General features: G+C 65.1%; 18 protein-coding genes. 7 read left to right on the top strand and 11 right to left on the bottom strand.

What is annotated here, in order from left to right; translation table 11 throughout:
- Positions 1-157: 157 nt before the first annotated feature.
- From C9F12_RS06110 to C9F12_RS22475, 3 genes are all read left to right on the top strand, one after another.
- Entirely contained in the window at positions 158-1,957 is a 1,800-nt protein-coding gene (locus tag C9F12_RS06110; protein WP_108448294.1) for an ABC transporter ATP-binding protein, read from the top strand.
- Positions 1,958-2,367: 410 nt separating this feature from the next.
- On the top strand, positions 2,368-3,372 hold the full coding sequence (locus tag C9F12_RS06115; protein WP_162816398.1) for an MBL fold metallo-hydrolase: 1,005 nt from the start codon (positions 2,368-2,370) through the stop codon (positions 3,370-3,372).
- On the top strand, positions 3,369-4,493 hold the full coding sequence (locus tag C9F12_RS22475; protein ID WP_162816399.1) for a hypothetical protein: 1,125 nt from the start codon (positions 3,369-3,371) through the stop codon (positions 4,491-4,493). The genes C9F12_RS06115 and C9F12_RS22475 overlap by 4 nt, the downstream gene beginning before the upstream one ends.
- 48 nt (positions 4,494-4,541) lie before the next feature.
- Here C9F12_RS22475 and C9F12_RS06130 read toward each other — a convergent pair whose 3' ends face one another.
- Positions 4,542-5,777: an oxidoreductase gene (locus tag C9F12_RS06130; RefSeq protein ID WP_108448297.1), complete on the bottom strand. Its 1,236-nt coding sequence runs from the start codon at positions 5,775-5,777 to the stop codon at positions 4,542-4,544.
- 137 nt (positions 5,778-5,914) lie between these two features.
- Between C9F12_RS06130 and C9F12_RS06135 the strand changes: the two genes are divergently transcribed.
- Positions 5,915-6,787, top strand: a complete 873-nt coding sequence (locus C9F12_RS06135; RefSeq protein ID WP_108448298.1) for a LysR family transcriptional regulator — start codon at positions 5,915-5,917, stop codon at positions 6,785-6,787.
- 250 nt (positions 6,788-7,037) lie between these two features.
- On the opposite strand, the gene C9F12_RS06145 is transcribed toward C9F12_RS06135, so the two are convergent.
- From C9F12_RS06145 to C9F12_RS06165, 5 genes are all read right to left on the bottom strand, one after another.
- On the bottom strand, positions 7,038-7,208 hold the full coding sequence (locus C9F12_RS06145) for an acetyltransferase (protein WP_108132496.1): 171 nt from the start codon (positions 7,206-7,208) through the stop codon (positions 7,038-7,040).
- Positions 7,209-7,250: 42 nt separating this feature from the next.
- A complete protein-coding gene (locus C9F12_RS06150; protein WP_108448299.1) occupies positions 7,251-8,555 on the bottom strand; it encodes a TRAP transporter large permease subunit in 1,305 nt (434 codons plus the stop codon).
- A 54-nt stretch (positions 8,556-8,609) separates the two neighbouring features.
- Entirely contained in the window at positions 8,610-9,167 is a 558-nt protein-coding gene (locus C9F12_RS06155) for a TRAP transporter small permease (protein ID WP_108448300.1), read from the bottom strand.
- 156 nt (positions 9,168-9,323) lie between these two features.
- Positions 9,324-10,316 (bottom strand): TRAP transporter substrate-binding protein, encoded by a 993-nt coding sequence (locus C9F12_RS06160; RefSeq protein ID WP_108448301.1) that lies wholly within the window; start codon positions 10,314-10,316, stop codon positions 9,324-9,326.
- Between the two features lie 131 nt (positions 10,317-10,447).
- Positions 10,448-10,885 carry a VOC family protein gene (locus C9F12_RS06165; protein WP_045992313.1) on the bottom strand — a complete coding sequence of 146 codons (438 nt, stop codon included), beginning with the start codon at positions 10,883-10,885 and terminating at the stop codon, positions 10,448-10,450.
- A 314-nt stretch (positions 10,886-11,199) separates the two neighbouring features.
- Here C9F12_RS06165 and C9F12_RS06170 point away from each other — a divergent pair, with 314 nt between their 5' ends.
- Genes C9F12_RS06170 through C9F12_RS06180 form a run of 3 tightly spaced genes read left to right on the top strand, consistent with a single transcriptional unit; the run spans position 11,200 to position 13,648 of the window.
- The gene (locus C9F12_RS06170; protein WP_108448302.1) at positions 11,200-11,952 is read left to right on the top strand and encodes a 5-oxoprolinase subunit PxpA; all 753 of its coding nucleotides are present in this window, start codon (positions 11,200-11,202) and stop codon (positions 11,950-11,952) included.
- Positions 11,949-12,671, top strand: a complete 723-nt coding sequence (gene pxpB, locus C9F12_RS06175) for a 5-oxoprolinase subunit PxpB (RefSeq protein WP_108448303.1) — start codon at positions 11,949-11,951, stop codon at positions 12,669-12,671. The genes C9F12_RS06170 and pxpB overlap by 4 nt, the downstream gene beginning before the upstream one ends.
- Complete coding sequence (locus C9F12_RS06180) at positions 12,668-13,648, top strand: biotin-dependent carboxyltransferase family protein (RefSeq protein ID WP_108448304.1); 981 nt, start codon at positions 12,668-12,670, stop codon at positions 13,646-13,648. The genes pxpB and C9F12_RS06180 overlap by 4 nt, the downstream gene beginning before the upstream one ends.
- A 189-nt stretch (positions 13,649-13,837) precedes the next feature.
- Here C9F12_RS06180 and C9F12_RS06185 read toward each other — a convergent pair whose 3' ends face one another.
- The 5 genes from C9F12_RS06185 to fhuF all read right to left on the bottom strand — a co-directional run bounded on the left by C9F12_RS06185 (position 13,838) and on the right by fhuF (position 19,071).
- On the bottom strand, positions 13,838-14,128 hold the full coding sequence (locus tag C9F12_RS06185) for a BrnA antitoxin family protein (protein ID WP_108448305.1): 291 nt from the start codon (positions 14,126-14,128) through the stop codon (positions 13,838-13,840).
- On the bottom strand, positions 14,088-14,363 hold the full coding sequence (locus C9F12_RS06190) for a BrnT family toxin (protein ID WP_108448306.1): 276 nt from the start codon (positions 14,361-14,363) through the stop codon (positions 14,088-14,090). The genes C9F12_RS06185 and C9F12_RS06190 overlap by 41 nt, the downstream gene beginning before the upstream one ends.
- Positions 14,364-14,631: 268 nt before the next feature.
- A complete protein-coding gene (locus tag C9F12_RS06195; RefSeq protein ID WP_108448381.1) occupies positions 14,632-16,629 on the bottom strand; it encodes a TonB-dependent siderophore receptor in 1,998 nt (665 codons plus the stop codon).
- Positions 16,630-17,161: 532 nt separating this feature from the next.
- Positions 17,162-18,184: an AraC family transcriptional regulator gene (locus tag C9F12_RS06200; RefSeq protein WP_108448307.1), complete on the bottom strand. Its 1,023-nt coding sequence runs from the start codon at positions 18,182-18,184 to the stop codon at positions 17,162-17,164.
- A gap of 2 nt (positions 18,185-18,186) precedes the next feature.
- On the bottom strand, positions 18,187-19,071 hold the full coding sequence (gene fhuF, locus C9F12_RS06205) for a siderophore-iron reductase FhuF (protein WP_108448308.1): 885 nt from the start codon (positions 19,069-19,071) through the stop codon (positions 18,187-18,189).
- Between the last annotated feature and the right edge of the window lie 72 nt (positions 19,072-19,143).

Below are 19,143 nucleotides of genomic sequence, written 5' to 3' on the forward strand. Positions count from 1 at the left end.
CGAAGCCGGCCTGACGTCGATGTCTCGACGTCATCCGTGCTAGCGCAAGACCCGCGCCGCGGCCCCCAGGGCCGCGGCGCTTTTCGTTGGTGCCCCGGCTGGGGCGCCGTCTGGATTGGTCGTCGCCCTTGTGGTGCGACAGCAAGGAGTTCACGCCGTGTCCCGCTCATCCAGCCTGCAGGCACTAGGGCGCCTGTTGCGCTACGCCCGCGGTTATCGTCGACGGATCGTCGCCGCCACCCTGTGTTCGATGATCAACAAGCTGTTTGATATCGCCCCCGAGATCCTGATCGGAGTGGCCATCGACGTGGTGGTCAACCAGGAGCAGAGCTTCGTGGCAGGGCTCGGCTTCGTCTCGGCCAGCTCCCAGATCATTGTGCTGGGGGTGCTGACCTTCTTTATCTGGGCCGGCGAGTCGCTGTTCGAGTACCTCTATCAGATCCTGTGGCGCAACCTTGCCCAGCGCCTGCAGGCCGACCTGCGTCAGGACGCCTACGAGCACGTGCAGCGCCTGGACATGGGGTTCTTCGAGTCGCGCTCGTCCGGTGAGCTGGTCGCCACCATGAATGACGACGTCAACCAGCTCGAGCGCTTCCTCGACGGCGGTGCCAACTCGCTGATCCAGGTCGCCGTCACCGTGGTGGCGGTGGGGGCGGTGTTCTTCGTGCTGTCGCCGCTGATCGCGCTGCTGGCCTTTACCCCGGTGCCGTTGATCCTGTGGGGTGCCTTCGTGTTTCAGCGCAAGGCCGGTCCCCTCTATGCCGACGTGCGTGAGAAGGTCGGGGTGCTGTCCAGCCGGCTGTCCAACAATATTCAGGGCATGGCCACCATCAAGAGCTTTACCGCAGAGGCCCGCGAGGCGGCTCGGCTGAAGGCCGACAGCGAGGCCTACGTGGACGCCAACAGCCGTGCCATTCGTATCAGCTCGGCCTTTATTCCGGTGATCCGCATGGCGATCCTCACCGGGTTTCTGGCCACCTTCATCGTCGGCGGCATGCAGGCGCTGTCCGGTGAGCTCAACGTCGGCGCCTACGGCGTGCTTGTGTTCCTGACCCAGCGGCTGCTGTGGCCGCTGACCGGACTGGCCCAGGTCATCGACCTGTTCGAGCGGGCCATGGCCAGCACCCGGCGCATCCTCGATCTGATCGCTACCCCGATCCGGGTGCGCGACGATGGACGCCGTGAGCTCGAGACGCCGGTGTGTGGCGAGGTGCGCTTTTCAGAAGTGAGCTTTCACTACCCGGGCAGCGGCGCCGGCATCGACGCCGTGGACCTGGCGGTACCCGCCGGCAGCACCCTGGCGCTGGTCGGGCCCACCGGCTCCGGCAAGTCGACCCTGATCAAGCTGCTGTTGCGCTTTCACGACCCCGACCAGGGGCGGGTCGAGCTCGACGCCGTCCCGGTGGCGGAGCTTCGCCAAGGGGCGCTGCGCGACGCCATCGGCCTGGTCAGCCAGGACGTCTACCTGTTCGAGGGCAGCGTGCGTGACAACATCGCCTACGCTCGTCCCGAGGCCAGTGATGAGGAGGTCATCGCAGCGGCACGCACCGCCGAAGCCTGGGAGTTTATCGAGCGTCTGCCGGACGGCCTCGATACCCGTGTCGGCGAGCGCGGCGTGCGTCTGTCCGGCGGGCAGCGCCAGCGTCTGTCGCTGGCCCGGGCGCTGCTCAAGGATCCCCCGGTGCTGGTGCTGGATGAGGCCACCAGTGCGGTGGACAACGAGACCGAGGCGGCGATTCAGCGCTCGCTGTCGCGTATCGGCGGTGAGCGTACCGTGATCATGATCGCCCACCGGCTCTCGACCATCGTCCACGCCGACCAGATCGTGGTGATGGAGCGGGGGCAGGTGGTCGAGCGTGGAGACCACGCCGAGTTGATCGCCCGGGGCGGGCGCTACGCCGCCCAGTGGCAGGTGCAGACCGGCGAGGCGGCGACGGTGGCAGCCACGTCGCCCTGACCTGGCGCACTGACCTGTCGCCCTGACCTGTCGCGATGCGCGGGGCTTGGCCGCGGGCCCGGTGCCGGCCCATGAACAGGCCCCGGGATCGGCCCCGGAACCGGTTCCGGTGTGGAGGATACGGCTCGCCAGCGCCGTCTGTGCAGTCTAGGGTAAGTAAGTAGTAACTTCCTATGCTGCATGAGGCGTGAAGGATGAGCTGCGTACTGCTCGGGGGCGGAGTCCGTCGCCGGGCGTTCCATCGTCTGCTGTCGGGCTTTGTCGTACCGGGCTTTGTTGTACCGGGCTTTGTTGTACCGGGCATAGCTGCACCTGCCTTGGCGATGCGGGCCTTGCGAGTGTCGGCGTCTTGTTTACAGGCGGCTTGTTTACTGGCGGCTTGGCGTCCGAGTGCCCTGGTCCGGGCCGCTATGCTGCTGGGTTGCCTGGCAACGACACCGGCCCTCGCCGACCTGCGCATCCTGCACCTCGACGTGGGCATGGGTGACGCCACCCTGGTAGTGGATACCGGCAGCGGTCAGAGTCTGTTGATCGATGCGGGAAATCGCGGTGATGGCCGCAGGGTGGTGGCGCCGGCCCTGATCGCACTGGGGGTCGATCGACTCGACTATTTTCTTGCCAGCCACTATGACGCCGACCATATCGGTGGCTTCGATGAACTCATCGAGGCGGGCGTCACCGTCGAGACGGTGCTGGAACGACCCGGCATCAAGCCCGAGGTGCTGTCTCCCACCGGCCGCGACACCCAGTACGGCGAGTACCTGGCGGCGGCCCGGGCAGTGGGGGCGCGGCTGATCGAGCTTATCCCCGACTGTCGTCCCGATCATCCCCAGCTGCGCCTGGGCGCCGACACCCGTATCCAGGTGGCCGCAGCCGGCGGCCGGCACCTGGCCGGGGATATCGGTTTCTGCGAGGTCGGTGAGCAGTCACTTCATCCACGGCGTGAAAACGCCCGCAGCGTGGCACTGATCATCGAGCACGGGCGCTTTCGCTACTTCACCGGCGGCGACCTCACCGGTGGCGGCGCTCGCAGCGTACCCATGGAGGCCTTCGTCGCCGCCCAGGTGGGCAACGTCGACGTGCTCAAGCTGAATCACCACGGTTCCGACACCAGTACCAGCGACACCTTTGTGCAGACGCTGAGACCCGAGGTAGCTGTGCTCAGCGTCGGCGATGGCGGAGTGAACCTGCGCTATCGCCTGCCGCGTCAGGCTCCGCTGGATCGCCTGGCCAAGCTCAGCCCGGCACCGCTGCTGTTCCAGACGCGCCAGGGCGAAGGTGGAAGCTACCTGGGGGCCTACGTCGAGAATCGCCACATCGTCGTTCATACCGATGGCGAGAGCTACACCATCAACGGCCTGATCTGTGTGGTGGACGAGCGCACCCAGGCAAGCGAGGGAGGACACTGTCGATGAGCAGTTCAGAGCAGGAGGGGCCTCGTCGCGATCGCAGGGACGATGATGCCGACGGCGGCAGCGATAGTGACAATGTTAACGGCAACGGCAACGGCAACGGCAACGGCAACGGCAACGGCAACGGCAACGGCAACGGCAACGGCAACGGCAACGGCAACGGCAACGGCAACGGCAACGGCAACGGCAACGGCAACGGCAACGGCAACGGCAACGGCAACGGCAACGGCAGTGAAGACGGCTGCGGAGAGCGTATCCGCAAGTTGCTCGACGACACCACGGCGCTGCTGGACTACGCCCAGGAGTTCGAAGGTTACCCGCCGGAGATCGACCTGACCGCCTACTTCGTGGCCAAGGAAAAGACCGATCGCAAGGAGCTGTTGACCACCGAAGAACTGGCCGGCGTGGTGGATTGCTACCGGCGGCTGTCTCGGCTCTACCCAGGTATCTCGCCACGTACCTTGGCGGCGACGCGCCCGGACAGCGATGGTCGAATGCGCGACAGCCGAACCGGCAAGTACTTGATTCGCCTTTGGTGGTGGACCGGGGCGGTGGTGATGGCGGTGATCGGCTCCAACGTGCTGATGTACGCCATCGATACGGGCCGGCCGTCCTCTGGGCTCGACTGGACCCACTGGAATACCGCGCTCGACTTTATCTACGAGGGACTTCGCCACACCGAGCCCTTTCTTTATGGTGCCCTCGGGGCCTTCGCCTTTGTGCTGCGGGTGACCGCGACCCGGCTGTACAGTCGCACCTTCGATCCCGCGCGGATCGGTGAACATGTCAATCGCATCGTGCTGGGCACGCTCTCCGGTGGCGCCATCGTGTTGTTCGTCTCCCAGATTCCCACCGATCAGGGCGCACAGGTGGCGCTGAGCGGCGCCGCCCTGGGCTTTCTCGCCGGCTACAGCATCGATTTTCTGTTCGGCACTCTGGACCGGGTGATCTGCGCCTTGCTGGCAAACGACGCGGGCGACAAGACTGGCAAGGCGGCGCGGGCTCGCCGTGACGCCGACGTGGTTCAGGTGCTGGATGATCTGGTCGCCGAGCAGCCAGACGGCGAGGCCAGGCGTCGTCTGGGAGAGGTAATCGAGACGCTCAGGCAGCGCCACCAGGCCTGAGCGCGAGGGCCGAGGAAGCGTTCAGGGGCTTTGGGGCACGACGCAGCATCAACCCGGGGTCGAATAGAAGTGGCGACACCAGGCTAGCGTGCGGGTCTGGTCGCGGGCCTCGTAGTCAGTCAGCGCCTGCTCGAGGGATCCCGGCGACTCGTCGTCGCGATCCTCGGCCAATTGCGTCAGGCGCATGGTGTACCAGGCGGTGATGCCGCCCTCGGGCGGGGTGTCGAAGCGTGGGAAGGTCGGGCCCGCGCTCTGACCTTGCTGCCAGTGGCGGGGCAGCTCGGGCTCGATGGCCAGGGCCCGGGCCAGTCCGACGATATCCACGCTCCCTTCATCCACCGCGCTGCGTGCCTGGGACAGTGTCTTGAAGCCTCCGGTCAGCATCAGCGGCAGCGTCGTGTGTCGGCGAGCCCGACGTGCAAACGCCAGAAAGTAGGGGCTGCCAGCCGCCGTGCCCGTGTCTGAGGCAGAACGGGCGCCGGGAAAGTAGGTGCCACCGCTGATATCAATCAGGTCGATGGGCTGGCTGTCCAGCGACTTCACCACCTCGAGCGCATCCTCCTGGTCGAGCCCGCCTTCGAGCTGGTCGCTGGCGTTGAGCTTGACCGCCACCGGAAACGCCGGCCCCACGGCATCGCGTACCGCCTGGATCACCTCGAGCAGCAGGCGTCGGCGTCCCGTGATCGAGCCACCGTAGGCATCGTCGCGTCGGTTGAACAGCGGGGAAAGAAACTGGCTGAGCAGGAAACCGTGGGCGGCGTGGACCTGCACGCCGGCGAAGCCTGCCGCCCTGGCCAGTGCGGCGGTGCGTGCAAACTGATCGGGCAGGGCGTGGATCTCGTCTGGGCTCAAGGCCGCGCAGCGTAGACCCGGCAGGTCGAGGGCGCTGGGGCCCCTAGCGACACTGGTCGGCGGATAGGCCAGCGCTCCGGCGTGACCGAGCTGCAGCCACAGGCCGCTGCCATGCTGATTGCCACGTTGTGCCAGTCGCTCGAAGGCCGTCAGATCCGAGTGCTCGTTCAAGACTAGATTACCGGGCTTCTCGGCCACATCGGGCCTGCCCTGTACCTCGCCGATCAGCGACAGGGCGACTCCGCCCTGGGCCCAGCGCTCGTAGAGCCGGCCCTGGGCTTCGGTAGGGTGACCGGTGCCATCGCCGAGTGAGTCCGAGATGGCCGCCTTGGCGATGCGGTTTTTCAGCACCAGGCCGCAGGGCAGCGTCAGCGGCGAGAACAGCGGACCGATGTCGTTGTCGTCGTGCGCGGTGTCGCAGGAAGGGATCATGGGCAAACTCCGAGCGTCGATGGGAAGGGAAAAGGGAACGGTAGAACGGCACCTGAGCAGGAGCCGCCATCCTGGCACGCCGCCGGGGCAGCGATAATCCCTTGTCGAGGCACAGGACTTGTGACTATAAGGAACAGATGGATACTGTCAGCGAACTTTCCGTCTTCCATGCCGTCATCGACGCCGGCACTTTTTCAGGGGCCGCCCGCCAGTTGGGCGTCACCCACTCGGCCGTAAGCAAGCGCATCAGCCGGCTGGAACAGCGGCTGGGTGTCCCCCTGATCCTGCGCTCCACGCGACAAATGAGCCTGACCGAAGCGGGAGAGACCTTCGCCAGCGAGACCCGGGGGCTGCTGGAGCGGCTTTCCCAGGTGGAACAGGGTATCGCCGAAGGCCGCAGCGAGCTGCGCGGGCGTATTCGCCTCACGTCGCCCACCGCGCTGGGCAAGCAGCGGTTGATGCCGCTGCTGCTGGCGTTCATGGAGCGCTATCCGGCGGTGGAGATCGACCTGACGTTGACCGACGCGATGGTCGATCTGGTGCACGAGCGTATGGACCTGGCGATTCGCAGCGCCACGCTTGACGATTCGAGCCTGATCGCTCGGCCCTTGGTGGCGCATCCCCGGCTGATCTGCGCCGCAACTGCCTACCTGGCTCGCCACGGCAGGCCGCTGGCGGAAGATGAGTTGCCCCGGCATGTGGGGCTGTTCCTGCATCAGGGCCGGGGCGCCGTCATGTGGGGAATCAAGGACAGCAGGCTCCCGCAACCCGGGTTTCTTTCCAATTCGCTGGAGACACTGCACGCCGCCTGTCTGCAGGGGCGAGGCATCGCCTGCCTACCCGCGTACATGGTCGACGAGGATCTTCAGGCGGGTCGGCTCGAACGCCTGCTCGATGACGTCGTCGCCAGCGAGCAGGCGACGACAGTGTCCATCGTGCGGCCGGCCACGACCCTGCTGCCCAGACGCGTTCGCGTGCTGATCGACTTTCTGGTGGAGCGCTTTGCGTAAGGGGACTTCTCGATAGGGGGCTGCTGGCCGATTCCAGGCGCTATCGGCCGAAGTTGATGGATTTCGAAACCGCTAAAGGAGAAGTGGTTCAGTGCTCAGGAAAGCCCGCTGTAGACGATGGCATTGTCAATACGACCCAGTGCTCCCTGAAGTTTTCAAACATCCACAGAACCTTGCATCCCAGGCTCGGTGGCTAGAATCAAGGTGTTGATCTCAATGACTCTTTCAAATGGAAACTGGATAATCTCCATTACATGTCGGCCAGTTTCCGGAAGGTATTTCTGTGCGTGCGTAACGCCAGCTTGGTCTCCGACTTGACGATTTGCTGCCCCTCGGGACCCGAGAGGTCCAATTTTCTGGTCGCCTTGATTCGCGGGCGTTCCACGGCCTGGAGGCCGTACTTTTCAACTTTGCTGTTCATGTAGCGTACCCCTGTCTGCCTAGCATCTTGTCAACTAGTCTATCAGCCGCTCATCGCCTGGGGCAGGTAGGTGGCGATGCCCGGGAACAGGCTCATCAGCACGATGGCCACGATCATCAGCAGGAAGAACGGCAGCGTGGCGCGGGTGATCGACATGATGTCGCGCCCGGTCAGGCCCTGGATCACGAACAGGTTGAAGCCCACCGGCGGGGTGATCTGCGACATCTCGACCACGATGACCAGGTAGATGCCGAACCAGATCAGATCGAAGCCGGCGGTCTCGATCACCGGCATGATGATCGAGGTCACCAGCAGGATCAGCGAGATACCGTCGAGAAAGCAGCCCAGCACCAGCAAGAACAGGGTCAGCACCACCAGCAGCCAGGCCGGTGACAGACCCATGGCGCCGATCTTCTCGGCCAGGTCCATGGGCAGCTGGGTGAAGCTCATGGCCGAGGACAGAAACGAGGCCCCGGCGATGATGAAGGCGATCATGCAGGAGGTGCGCACCGCGGCGAACAGGGCGTCTTTGAAGATCGTGGCGTTGAAGTGGCCGTTGGCTCGAGCGATCAGCATCGACAGCACGACCCCCGAGGCGGCGGCCTCGGTGGGCGAGGCAAGCCCGCCGTAGATGCTGCCGAGGATGCCGCCGATCAGCGCCAGCAGCGGCAGCAGTTGCAGGCTTCCCGACAGCTTCTGGCGTAGCGGCATGTCGCTGTCGCGCTTGCCCACCGCGCCACGACGATTGCCCACCAGCAGCGACCAGCCGATCACGTAGGTCATGAACAGACCCAGCAGCATCAGTCCCGGCCCGACGCCGGCGATGAACAGCCGCGAGATCGACTGCTCGGTGACCACGCCGTAGACGATCATCATGATCGATGGGGGAATCAACAGCCCCAGGGTCGAGGCGCTGGCCAGGGTGCCGATGGCCAGGTCGTTGTCGTAGCCGCGCTTTTCAAGCTCCGGCAGGGTCATCTTGCCGACGGTGGCGCAGGTCGCCGCCGAGGAGCCGCAGACCGCGGCAAACAGCCCGCTGCCGATGATGTTGGAATGCAACAGGCGTCCGGGAATACGCCCGAGCCAGGGCGACAGCGCCTGGAACATGTTGTTGGCGAGCCCCGAGCGAAACAGGATCTCGCCCATCCACACAAACATCGGCAGCGCGGTCAGGTCCCAGCCGTAACTGGCGCCCCAGAAGTCCGAGGCCAGGATCGGGCCGGGCTCCAGCGGAAAGAACAGCGTCAGCACGATAAAGCCGGTGCCGAGCAGGGCGTAGGCGATCCACACGCCGCTGCCGAGCAGTACCGCCAGCGCCAGCAGGGTGACCAGACTGATCGTCAGCATCTCGGCAAGCCCTCCTGGCGAGACAGGCGCAGCAGGCGAACGAGGTTTCTCGGGTCAGTCATGGCTGGGCTCCTCGTCCGGGGCCTCGAAACGGCGCGGCGCCGTCAGCGCCTGTCTGGCGGTGTAGATCAGCGCTTCGGCCAGGGCCAGGCTCATCAGCGCCATGCCGACCAGCAACGCCAGCTGGGGAATCCAAAGCGGAACGGCGAGCAGTCCCGAGGAGACGTCGTCGAACTCGAGGCTCTCGTGCATCAGTTGCCACAGCGATACGCACAACAGCGCGTTGAGCGCCGAAGCCACCGCCAGGCAGAACAGTTCGGTGAAGGCGCGCACCGCCGCCGGCAGACGCTGGATCACCAGCGACATGCGGATGTGGGCGTGGTGGCTGAAGGTGTAGGCCATGCCGAGAAAGGTCGCGCCCACCAGCAGGAAGGACGCCAGTTCCGACACCCCGGTGATCTCGAGGCCAAGACGCGCGCCGCCGAACAGCACCAGCAGGGCATCCAGCAGGCGAAACAGCACCTGGATGGTGATCAGGCCGCAGATGGCGACCATGGAGGCGGCCGCACCTAGCCCACCAAGGCGGTAAAGCGGCATCAGGCGAAACTTCATGGGCGATCCTTGGCGTCAGTGGAGCGATACGTTGTCCGTGAGTCGTTGACCGCACCTTTCTTGCACGGCGCCGCGACGTGGCGTGTTGCGAAAGACAGGCCGTGAACGGGACAACGAACGAGCGGCGAGGACACCCCTCACCGCTCGTCCCGAGCGCTATTCGGTATTGGCGCGGTAGTCCTCGATCAGCGCCTTGGCCCGGTCATCGGCGCGGCTCTCCCAGTCCTGGAAGAGCTTGTCACCGGCCTCGGAAAGGGCTCCGGCCACTGCCTCGTTGGGCTCGCCAATGGTGATGCCGTTTTCCTCCAGGGCCTGGGCGCTGCCTTCCATATCGGCCTTGCTGGCCTCCCAGCCGCGCTCTTCGGCCTCGGTCGCCGCTTCCATCAGCGCTTGCTGGGTCGCCTCATCCAGGCGATCGAAGGCCTTCTGATTGACGAAGATGATGTTCTTCGGAATCCACAGGTTGGCGTCGGAGAAGTGGGAGACATAGTCCCAGGCCGCCATCGACTCGCCGGTGGACACCGAGGTGATCATGGCGTCGACCCGGCCGGTGGAGAAGGCGGTGGGGATATCGGATTCTTCGGTCTCGGTGGGCAGGCCGCCGAGGTTCTCGGTCAGGCGCTGGGTATTGATGTTGGGCGCTCTTACCCTGAGCCCCTCGAACTGGGCGGGGTCATTCAACTCGAAGTCGGTGTAGATACCCTGTGACGGCCAGGGCACCGCGTACAGCGGCTTCATGCCCTGCTCGGCGAACAGCTCCTCGATCACCGGCTTGCTCGCCTGCCACAGCTCCCAGGCCTCGTCGTAGCTGCCGGCGAGCCCCGGCAGGGTGTCCAGCTCGAACACCGGCGACTCGTTGGACAGGATCGACATGAAGATCTCGCCGGCCTGGACGGTACCGCGGCGCACCGATGGCTTGATCTCGCCGTGGCTGATCAGCGAACCGCCGGAGTGCACAGTGATGTCGAGCTCGCCCTCGGTGGCCTCGCGCACGTCCTCGGCGAACTGCTTGGTGTTCTCGGTGTGGAAGCTGGCATCCCCGTAGGGCGTCGCCAGATTCCATTCGGCGGCCTGGGCGCTGCTGAACGCAGTGGCGGTGGAGAGCGTGGCCACGGCAACGGCCAGCCCCAGGGAGGAGTATCGAGTCATGATGCCTACCTTGTTGTTGTAGAAACGTGGCGGTGAAAACGACGTGTCGTGATGGAGGTATCAGTCTGACTATGCAGCATCGGGCAGGATGGCGTTGAAGATCAAGCCGCCTTGCCGATGCCGCTGGGCTCTCAGGCCTTCTTGAACAGCTGGCTTTCGCGATCCTTGAACGCCTTGAACTCCAGTGCGTTGCCGGACGGGTCCTTGAAGAACATGGTGGCCTGCTCGCCGGGCTCGCCCTTGAAGCGGATGTAGGGTTCGATCTCGAACTTGACGCCATGGGACTTGAGCTTCTCGGCCAGGGCCTCCCAGGCGTCCATTTCCAGTACCACGCCGAAGTGCGGCACCGGCACACCGTGGCCGTCCACCGGGTTCTTGTGGGCAGCGTCGGCGGCGTCCTTGAGACCGGGGTTCAGGTGGCAGACGAACTGATGGCCGTAGAGGTCGAAGTCGACCCAGGACTCGGAGCTGCGGCCTTCGGGGCAGCCGAGAAAGTTGCCATAGAACTCGCGGGCCTCGTCGATATCACGGACCTGAATGGCAAGATGGAAGGGGTCGCTGACGGCCATGGGGAAACTCCGGAGTAGGTGAAGGGGTATATCACTGATTCTTGGCCGGGGAGGATCGTGGCGTCAATCTTCTTGCCGAATTTGTCGGGAATCGACTCGGGCGTTAGATTCAACTGACAAGAGAATATTGTGTGGCGCCCCGGCAACGCGATCGAAGCATCCGCGAAAGGGCTCGAAGGCTAGTGCTCGGAGCGCGCGCTGGACGCCACGATGGCGACAGAAGACAGCGGAAGACGACAATAACAGGTTCGTTAACCACCTGACGTCCGTTGGCGAAGGTTCACCAAAGGACGTCGACAACAGAGGCTGCCCCCATGCCGATACCCCGACTCAACTGCGACGTTGGCGAGAGCTTTGGTGCCTGGAAGATGGGCCGTGACGCCGACGTGATGCCCTATATCGACTGCGCCAACATCGCCTGCGGCTTCCATGCCGGCGACCCTGACGTGATGCGACGCACCGTAGGCTACGCAGTGGCCAATGACGTGCTGGTCGGCGCCCACCCCGGCTATCCCGACCTGGTGGGCTTTGGTCGGCGCAGCCTGGCGGTGTCCCCGAGCGAAGCCGAGAACCTGCTGCTCTACCAGATCGGTGCCCTCGACGGCGTCTGTCGTGCCGAGGGCACCAGGGTCGGCTACTTCAAGCCCCACGGCGCGCTCTACAACGACATGGCCACCAACATGGAATTGCTGCGCGCCACCATGCGCGCGGTTAAGGCCTATGACGAAAGCCTGCCGCTGTTGGTGATGTCCACCGCCGACACCGCCGGTGTGAGGGCGCTTGCCGAGGAGGAGGGCGTCAGCCTGTGGTTCGAGGTGTTCGCCGACCGTGCCTATGACGGCGAAGGTCGGCTGGTATCCCGGCGTGAGCCAGACGCGGTGCATCACGATGAGGACACCATCGTCGGCCAGGCGGTGACCCTGGCCCGGGGCGAGGCGCTGACCGCCCGCGACGGCACCAAACTGGTCCTTCCCGCCGATACCCTGTGCGTGCACGGCGACAACGAGAGTTCAGTGGCGGCGGTGCGCGCCATCCGTGAGGCCTTCGACCAGCTGGAGGGGGCATGACGCCGAGCCCACGCCTGGAAACAGTGGCCTTCGACAGTCTGATCGTGCGGCTGTTCGACGCCATCGACGAGTCGCATATGCCTTGGGTGCTGGCGGCGGTGGACGCCATCCGCGAGCGGCTGGGCGAGGATGCCCTGGAGGTGGTGCCGTCCTACACCACGGTACTGGTGCAGCTCGATATCCGCAGGCTGTCGCTTGGCGAGGCCCGAGCGAGCCTCGGTGAGGCCCTGACGAGCCTTTCGCCCCGGGCGACGGAGGACGGCAGCCTGCACGAGATCCCGGTGTGGTATGACGCAAGCGTCGGCCCTGAGCTTGAGCTGATCGCTCAGCGCGCAGGCATCACCGCCGATCAGGTCATCGAACGCCACTGCGCCCACGACTACAGCGTGTTCGCGCTAGGATTTGCCCCCGGCTACGGCTTCATGGGGCTGGTCGAGGACGCCCTGGCCACGCCTCGACTCAAGACACCGCGCCAGAAGGTAGCCGCGGGCAGCGTCGGCATCGCCGATCGCCAGACCGCCGTCTATCCCGCGCCGTCGCCTGGCGGCTGGAACCTGATCGGACGCACCGCCACCCGGCTGTTCGATCGCGAGCGCGAGGGTTACACCCTGTTCAAGCCCGGCGATCGCGTGCGCTTTGTGGCCATCGACCGCGCCACCTTCGAGGCGCAGGGCGGTGATACCACTCCCCAACCCCCGGCCGAGGAGAGCGGCGCATGAGTCTCAAGGTGGAACGCGCAGGTCCCCTGGCGCTGGTGGTCGATGGTGGCCGTCAGGGTGTGCGCCATCTGGGTGTGACCCAGGGCGGTGCCATGGACTGGGTGGCTCTGGGCTGGGCCAACTGGCTGCTGGGCAACGCCCCGGACGCCCCCGGCATCGAGATCATGGTGGGCGGCCTTGCGCTGGTGGCCGAGGCCGACGTGAGCGTGGCGCTGGCTGGCGCCGACCTGGGCGCGACTCTGGACGGCGAACCCCTGGCTCTGGCGGAACCGGTAACGCTCAAGCGTGGTCAGCGGCTAGTGTTCGAGCGGCCGAAAAGTGGTCTGCGCGCCTATCTGGCGCTGCCGGACGGGATCGAGGCGAGCGCCATCATGGGCAGCGTCACGAGCACCGTGCGAGAAGGGCTCGGTGGCCTCGACGGTTTCGGCAAGTCGCTGGCCCAGGGCGACGTGCTGTCGCCAAAGCAGGATCGGCCCTCGGGCGGCGATCGTCGCCTGCCACGGCGGGACGCCGACAATGGGCAGCGGGACGCTGATCGAGAGCAGGGGGCTCTGGTCACGGCAAGCGACGGGCCACTGGCGCTGTCACTGGTGCCCGGGGCCCAGATCGCGAGCTTCTCGGGCACCAGCCTGTATCGCGCCTTCAATGACGTCTGGACGCTGGATCAGCGCGCCGATCGCATGGGGATTCGCCTGACCGGGCCGCAGCTTGAGGGCAGCATGAGCGGCATGGTGTCGGAGGGCATTCCGCTGGGGGCGGTACAGGTACCGCCGGACGGCCAGCCGATCATCCTGATGAACGACCGCCAGACCATCGGCGGCTACCCGCGCCTCGGCGCCCTGACCCCGCTGGCCTGCGCCCGTCTGGCCCAGTGCCTGCCCGGCACCGAGGTGCGCCTGGTGCCGGAGTCGCCGGAGCGTGCCCGCGATGACCATCTGAGGCAGCTTGCGCGTTGGAACCATGACTCTGGGAACTGAGAGGCAGGGTGTGAGCTGCCAGGTGAACACCGGTGGTGCATTAAACCTTGGCGTAAACGCGCCAGCAATTTGCTGAAAATAGGGCTAGGTGCCCGTTTCTGTCCGCTATTTCTGACCCGACGGGTAGGGGGACTATCGGTAACGGGCACCCGCCACCGGAACGCCCCTGATGTTAGCTACGGTAGTTTTTTATCGCTGATCCAGCTCGCTGACATCATGTTCGGCAAGAAATCGACGCAGGGCGAGGTTCATTCGTGTCTGCCAGCCCTTTCCGGAGGCGCGGAAGGTGTCGATCACATCCTGGTCATAGCGAACCTTGACCGCGACCTTGGGGCGTTCCAGAGGAGGGCGGCCGCGGCCCCGCTTCAGCAACTGGTTGCCCCGATAAAGGTGGGCGCCCTCCAGCCACTCTTCGGTCAATTCCGGTGCATCGTCCGGGTCAACCCAAGTAGGGGTGGAATCGCCTTTGTTCACGCTCATTGGCATACCTCATGGAGATGATACGGCGCTTGGTGTCCCGCCATGTCCACACCATCACCACCATACGATGGTGCAATGTGCCCACGGTAATGATGCGAGTCTCGCCATAGTCCTGCCTGGCATCTTCTCGGCTGATGTGTGCTCGCGCAAACAGCAGCGGAGCATCCTCGAAATCCAACCCTCTCTCTTCCAGGGTGGTTGCCCGCTTGTTGAGGTCGTATTCGATCTCGGCCACGGCGGGATTCTCCTTGATGTTTTTTAGTGTACCCCCAATTAATAGTGCATCGTCAACTCCGTACTGCTCGATGGCCGGGTCAGGGCCTGGTCAGCCTCGGTGAAGGTATTGGCAGACGCCACACCACAGAAGAGTTGACGCAGGTCGCTTTGCGGACACCATCGGTGTTGTCGCTTTTTATTCCGCCTGAAACCAGAACGCACCGGCCCTCGGGGGCGAGGGCCGGTGACGAGGCTGCTTTGGTAATTTACCGGTGAGCGCTGGTCTTCTAGAAACGATAGCTCAGGGTAGCGCTGACGCTGCGTTCGGCGCCGAAGTAGCAGAATTCGAGCGAGTTGCAGGAGGCCACGTAGTCCTCGTCCAGCAGGTTGCTGACGTTGAGGCGGCCGCTGACGTTGGTCAGTCCGACCTGGCTGAAGTCATAGCCCAGGGTGGCGTCGACCAGGGTGTAGTCCGGGACCGACTTGGTGTTGTCGCGGTCGGCCTGGATATCGGCGTGGTAGCGCACCCCGAGGCCGGTGTTGAGACCGGCCAGCGGTCCCTTGAGGAAGTCGTAGTAGCCCCACACCGAGGCGATGTGCTTGGGCGAGTAGATGGCGTCGTTGCCTTCCTCGCTGGGGTCATCGCTTTCGGCGTAGGTGATGTCGGTGTAGGCGTAGCCGGCCTGGAGGCTCAGTGCCTCGGTGAGCTGAGTGCGCGCCTCGAGCTCGATTCCCTGGGATTCGATCTCGCCCACGGCACGATACGGATCGGTGGGCTGCTCCTTGGTGGCCACGTTTTCCTGGGTGATATGGAACAGGGCGATGGAGTACTGGTCCTGGGTACCCAACGGCTGGTACTTGAGCCCGGTTTCCACCTGCTCGCCCTCCATCGGCTCGAGCAGATCGCCGGAGGCATCGACGAAGCTGGTCGGGGTGAAGGCGGTCGAGTAGCTGGCGTAGGGCGAGACGCCATTGTCGAAGGCGTAGAGCAGGCCAGCGCGGCCGCTGAACTGGGTTTCGTCAAGATCCGAGCTGTCGCCGCTATCGAGGTTGGTGTTCTCGATGTCGACCCAGTCGTAGCGGCCACCCAGGGTCAGGTGCCAGCGATCCCAGCTGATCTGGTCCTGCAGATAGACACCGGTCTGGTCGAGTTCGTGCTTCTCGCGGGTGGTCACGACGATATCGCCGATGGGGCCAGCACCGTAGCTCGGGTTGAAGGCGTCGATGTTGGGGAAGGTGCCCCCGGACCAGACCACGTCGTTCTCGCGGGTCTGGTAATCGAACCCGGTCAGCACCCGGTGCTCGAAGCCGCCGGTGGAAAAGTTGGCTTCGAGCTGGTTGTCCACGGTCCAGGCCTCGAGATCCTCGTCGGCGCCGGAGTAGTAGCGGTTGAGCTCGGTGTCGTTGGCCCAGCCGTAGGCGTAGACCTGGTCCATCTCGACGTCGGATTCCAGATACTTGAGCTTCTGGCGAGCGGTGATGCCGTTGCCGAAACGGTGCTCCAGCTCATAGCCCAGCAGGGTTTGGTCGCGCTCGAAGTTGTCGTAGTCGTCCTCGCCCTCGAAGAATGTGTTGTCGATATGCCCGCCGGCATGGCTGGTCACCGTGCCGTCGTAGGGCAGACCGGCGTGATAGCCGCCCTCGGGCTCACGCGACACGTAGGCGTTGAGGTTGAGGGTGGTGGCGTCGGTGATGTCCCAGGTCAGCGACGGCGCGATGGCGTAGCTTTCTTCTTCGGCTTGATCGAACTGGGTATCCGAGGAGCGGGCGATGCCGGTCAGGCGGAAGGCGGCACGCTGGCCTTCGTCGACACTGCCGGTGACATCGAAGGCGGCGCGCTGCTGGTCATTGTTGCCGAAGCCGACCTGCACCTCGCCGGTGGGGGTGTCGCTGAACTCAGGGCGCTTGCTGGTCAGCGCGACCAGGCCGCCAGGGGAGGCGCGACCATAGAGCACCGAGGCCGGTCCCTTTACCACCTCGATGCTTTCGAGCATCCAGGGGTCGACCTTCAGCGAGCTGAAGCTGTTGGTGTCGCCCATCAGCTTGAGGCCGTCGAGGAAGGTATTGCTCAGGCTGCCGTCGGAGAAGCCCCGCAGTACCAGATAGTCGTAGCGGTTGGACGACCCGAGCTGGTTGGTATAGACCCCGGGGGTGTAGTCCAGCGCCCGCTGCACCGTCTGGGCACCACGTCGCTCGATCTGCTCGGCGCTGACCGTCGAGGTGGCCTGGGGCGTCTCGAGGAAGGGCGTATCGGTCTTGGTGGCGGCCTGGCCGGTGACCGTCATGGTGCCCAGTTCGGTATTGGTGGAGGTGCCAGCATTGACGGCATTGTCACTGAGTGTGGTCTGGGCCAGTGCGGCGGAGGACACGCTGGCCGCCAGCAGCGCCGGGCCAGCCTTCAAGGCGAAAGGTTTCAGGGCGAAAGGCGTCAGCGCGAAGGGCAGGGTCGAGGTGATACGCATGTTGTCGCTTACCATTGGGAGCAGGGAAAGGCGCCGCGGGGTAGGCACCTGAACAAAGCGGTCATGTTTCGGTAATGCGAATTATTACATTTTGCGAGTGGGCCTGTGTATGCGCGGCGCCAAGAACCTTATGCGTGGTGACAGGACCTGCGCCGATAATGAAACCTCCGTAGCCAAGTGCTATCGGCGTAGCAAGTGCTATCGGCGTAGCGAGTGCTAGCTGATGTAGTGGATCCATTCATCGACGAAGCACCGCCCGACGGCTGGGTGCCGTTGCGGTGTACTGCGTCCCGTTGAGGTCTCTGGGGGAGAGCTGCCCAGGGGGCTGGGCGCAGGGCGAAGGTCCTGGAAGCGTCTAGCCAACGTCGCGTGGCGAGACCCCGAAGCGCCGCCGAAAGGCGGTGGAAAAGTTGGAGGCGTGGCTGTAGCCGCTCTCGAAAGCGGCCTGCTGCACGCTGGCGCCCTGGGCCAGCAGCTCGTGGGCCAGGGTCAGTCTGCGTTCTCGCAGGTAGTCGAAGACCGAAACGCCGAACAGGCGCTGGAACTTGGCGCGCAGGCCCGAGGCGCTCATGGACGCCATCGCCGCCAGCTGCTCGAGGCAGTAGGACTCGGCGGGAAAGTCGTGCAGCCGCTGGCGGATCCGCTCCAGCCGCTGGCGCTCCGGCAGGGGCAGGTCACCGCGCTGGCGCGGGCCGGGATGTCGCAGGCCGTGGGCCAGCAGTTGCAGGCCGATGGCCTCCATCAATAGCTGGCGCTGGCCGGGGGAAGGCTGCGGCATGACCGCCTGTTCGAGCATCGGCGCCAGATAGCCCGGCAGCGGCCAGACGTGCAGATGAGGACGCGGGGCGTCGAGCAGTTCGGTGATGTCCGGGCGCTGGCTCAGCGAGGCGATCGCGGCCTGGTCCAGCGACAGGTTCAGGGTGCGCAACCGCTGCCCCTCATCCTGATGCACGCGCAGGGAAACCTGATCGGCGAGCCGGGCACTCAGTGCGCTGCCGGCGGTGAGCCGCTGCCGCCGTCCTCCGGTGTCGACCACGATGGCGCCTTCCATCACCACGCACACAAACAGCGGCGAGGCCATGGTGGAGCAGGAGTCGTAGGGCTTGAGCACCTCGACATCGGAAAAGGTCAGATGCCAGCCGCTGCGCACCTCTTCCTCGATGACGCGGCCTCTGAGAATTTCCAGGTGGTGGGCCACCGCCGGGAAGCGGGCGCCGTCGAAGCGGTAGTCGATGCCATGGCGCTGGCCAAAGCGTAGAAAGTCCCGCGCGCGGATGACCCGGGTATCACCAAGTCCCGCGGCGGCCCCGGCCAGCGGGCGCGAGCGAGGCTGATCACCACTCGGCTCGCAGACCTGCGCGTGGCTTGCAGCGCTCATCTTCAGCTTGCGACCCGGCGGCGGGCGTCGCCGCGGGAGGGGAAGGTCTGCACCACTGCCCCCGTGCTCTGGGGCATCGCTGTGGTCCTGGGCTGCCTGGTCTTATTGCTGGTCTTGTTGCCGGTCGTGCTGCTGGTCTTGTTGCTGGTCGTGTTGCTCGCCCTGGCAACGGCGGCATCGTCCAGCGGGCAGTTGCCGCAGCAGCCGAAGTCCTCTAACCGATAGCGCAGGCAACATAGCCGCCGTGTGCGCTGGGTCTCGCCGTGTTCGTCGGGCAGGTAGCGCACCGGCATGAACAGGGGATTGCGCCGGCCATCCGGGTAGACCCGGTGGTCGATCAGGCGCAGCGCCTCGTCGCCGAGCCCAGGTGAGGCCATGGGGTGGTGCACGGCAGCCTTGGCAAAGTACTCGAAGTAGTTGCCGAAGTTGCTCCAGAACACCTTGGGAGAGGCCCCGGAGACGCAGCCCAGCATGTCGACCAGCGGTGCCACATGCCCCTGCAGCAGGCGTTCGAAGCGCTCGAAGGCGTCGAGCGACCCCAGCGGGGTGCCTTCGTGGGGCAGGGCGATGCCAATCGTCTGGCCGCTGTCGCTGAGATACAGGCCCATCTGATCCAGCGCTACCGGCAGGTCGCGCTCCAGCAGCAGGTTGGAGGCCAGGGTATGGGCGGCCATGGCGCTGAAATGCCACTTGGACCAGAGCGAGGCCACCGCCTTGAGGTCATCGCCCTGGTACTGGGCGGCGAAGCGCTCGAGCAATTCGTCCAGCACGCCAGGTTCGAGCAGTCGCTCGGCAGGCATGGCGTCGTCGGGTAGCTCGGCCGCGACGGTGGGTACGGCAAGGTGTTCCAGGGGACCGCAATACAGACGAGGCAGCGCTGATGTCATGGGGTGTCCTGCAGGCCGGAGGCTTGAGGTCATAAGACCAACGGTGCACACCATAAATTAAATGCGAATTGT

The sequence above is a fragment of the Halomonas sp. BN3-1 genome (assembly GCF_003056325.1).
GTDB classification, from domain to species: Bacteria; Pseudomonadota; Gammaproteobacteria; order Pseudomonadales; family Halomonadaceae; genus Halomonas; species Halomonas litopenaei.

Bases quoted from the DNA above. Each gene is read 5' to 3' on its own strand.
- C9F12_RS06115 (WP_162816398.1), top strand. From the start codon at position 2,368: ATGCTGCTGGGTTGCCTGGCAACGACACCGGCCCTCGCCGACCTGCGC.
- C9F12_RS22475 (WP_162816399.1), top strand. From the start codon at position 3,369: ATGAGCAGTTCAGAGCAGGAGGGGCCTCGTCGCGATCGCAGGGACGAT.
- C9F12_RS06130 (WP_108448297.1), bottom strand. From the start codon at position 5,777: ATGATCCCTTCCTGCGACACCGCGCACGACGACAACGACATCGGTCCG.
- C9F12_RS06135 (WP_108448298.1), top strand. From the start codon at position 5,915: ATGGATACTGTCAGCGAACTTTCCGTCTTCCATGCCGTCATCGACGCC.
- C9F12_RS06145 (WP_108132496.1), bottom strand. From the start codon at position 7,208: ATGAACAGCAAAGTTGAAAAGTACGGCCTCCAGGCCGTGGAACGCCCG.
- C9F12_RS06150 (WP_108448299.1), bottom strand. From the start codon at position 8,555: ATGCTGACGATCAGTCTGGTCACCCTGCTGGCGCTGGCGGTACTGCTC.
- C9F12_RS06155 (WP_108448300.1), bottom strand. From the start codon at position 9,167: ATGAAGTTTCGCCTGATGCCGCTTTACCGCCTTGGTGGGCTAGGTGCG.
- C9F12_RS06160 (WP_108448301.1), bottom strand. From the start codon at position 10,316: ATGACTCGATACTCCTCCCTGGGGCTGGCCGTTGCCGTGGCCACGCTC.
- C9F12_RS06165 (WP_045992313.1), bottom strand. From the start codon at position 10,885: ATGGCCGTCAGCGACCCCTTCCATCTTGCCATTCAGGTCCGTGATATC.
- C9F12_RS06170 (WP_108448302.1), top strand. From the start codon at position 11,200: ATGCCGATACCCCGACTCAACTGCGACGTTGGCGAGAGCTTTGGTGCC.
- pxpB (WP_108448303.1), top strand. From the start codon at position 11,949: ATGACGCCGAGCCCACGCCTGGAAACAGTGGCCTTCGACAGTCTGATC.
- C9F12_RS06180 (WP_108448304.1), top strand. From the start codon at position 12,668: ATGAGTCTCAAGGTGGAACGCGCAGGTCCCCTGGCGCTGGTGGTCGAT.
- C9F12_RS06185 (WP_108448305.1), bottom strand. From the start codon at position 14,128: ATGAGCGTGAACAAAGGCGATTCCACCCCTACTTGGGTTGACCCGGAC.
- C9F12_RS06195 (WP_108448381.1), bottom strand. From the start codon at position 16,629: ATGACGGTCACCGGCCAGGCCGCCACCAAGACCGATACGCCCTTCCTC.
- C9F12_RS06200 (WP_108448307.1), bottom strand. From the start codon at position 18,184: ATGAGCGCTGCAAGCCACGCGCAGGTCTGCGAGCCGAGTGGTGATCAG.
- fhuF (WP_108448308.1), bottom strand. From the start codon at position 19,071: ATGACATCAGCGCTGCCTCGTCTGTATTGCGGTCCCCTGGAACACCTT.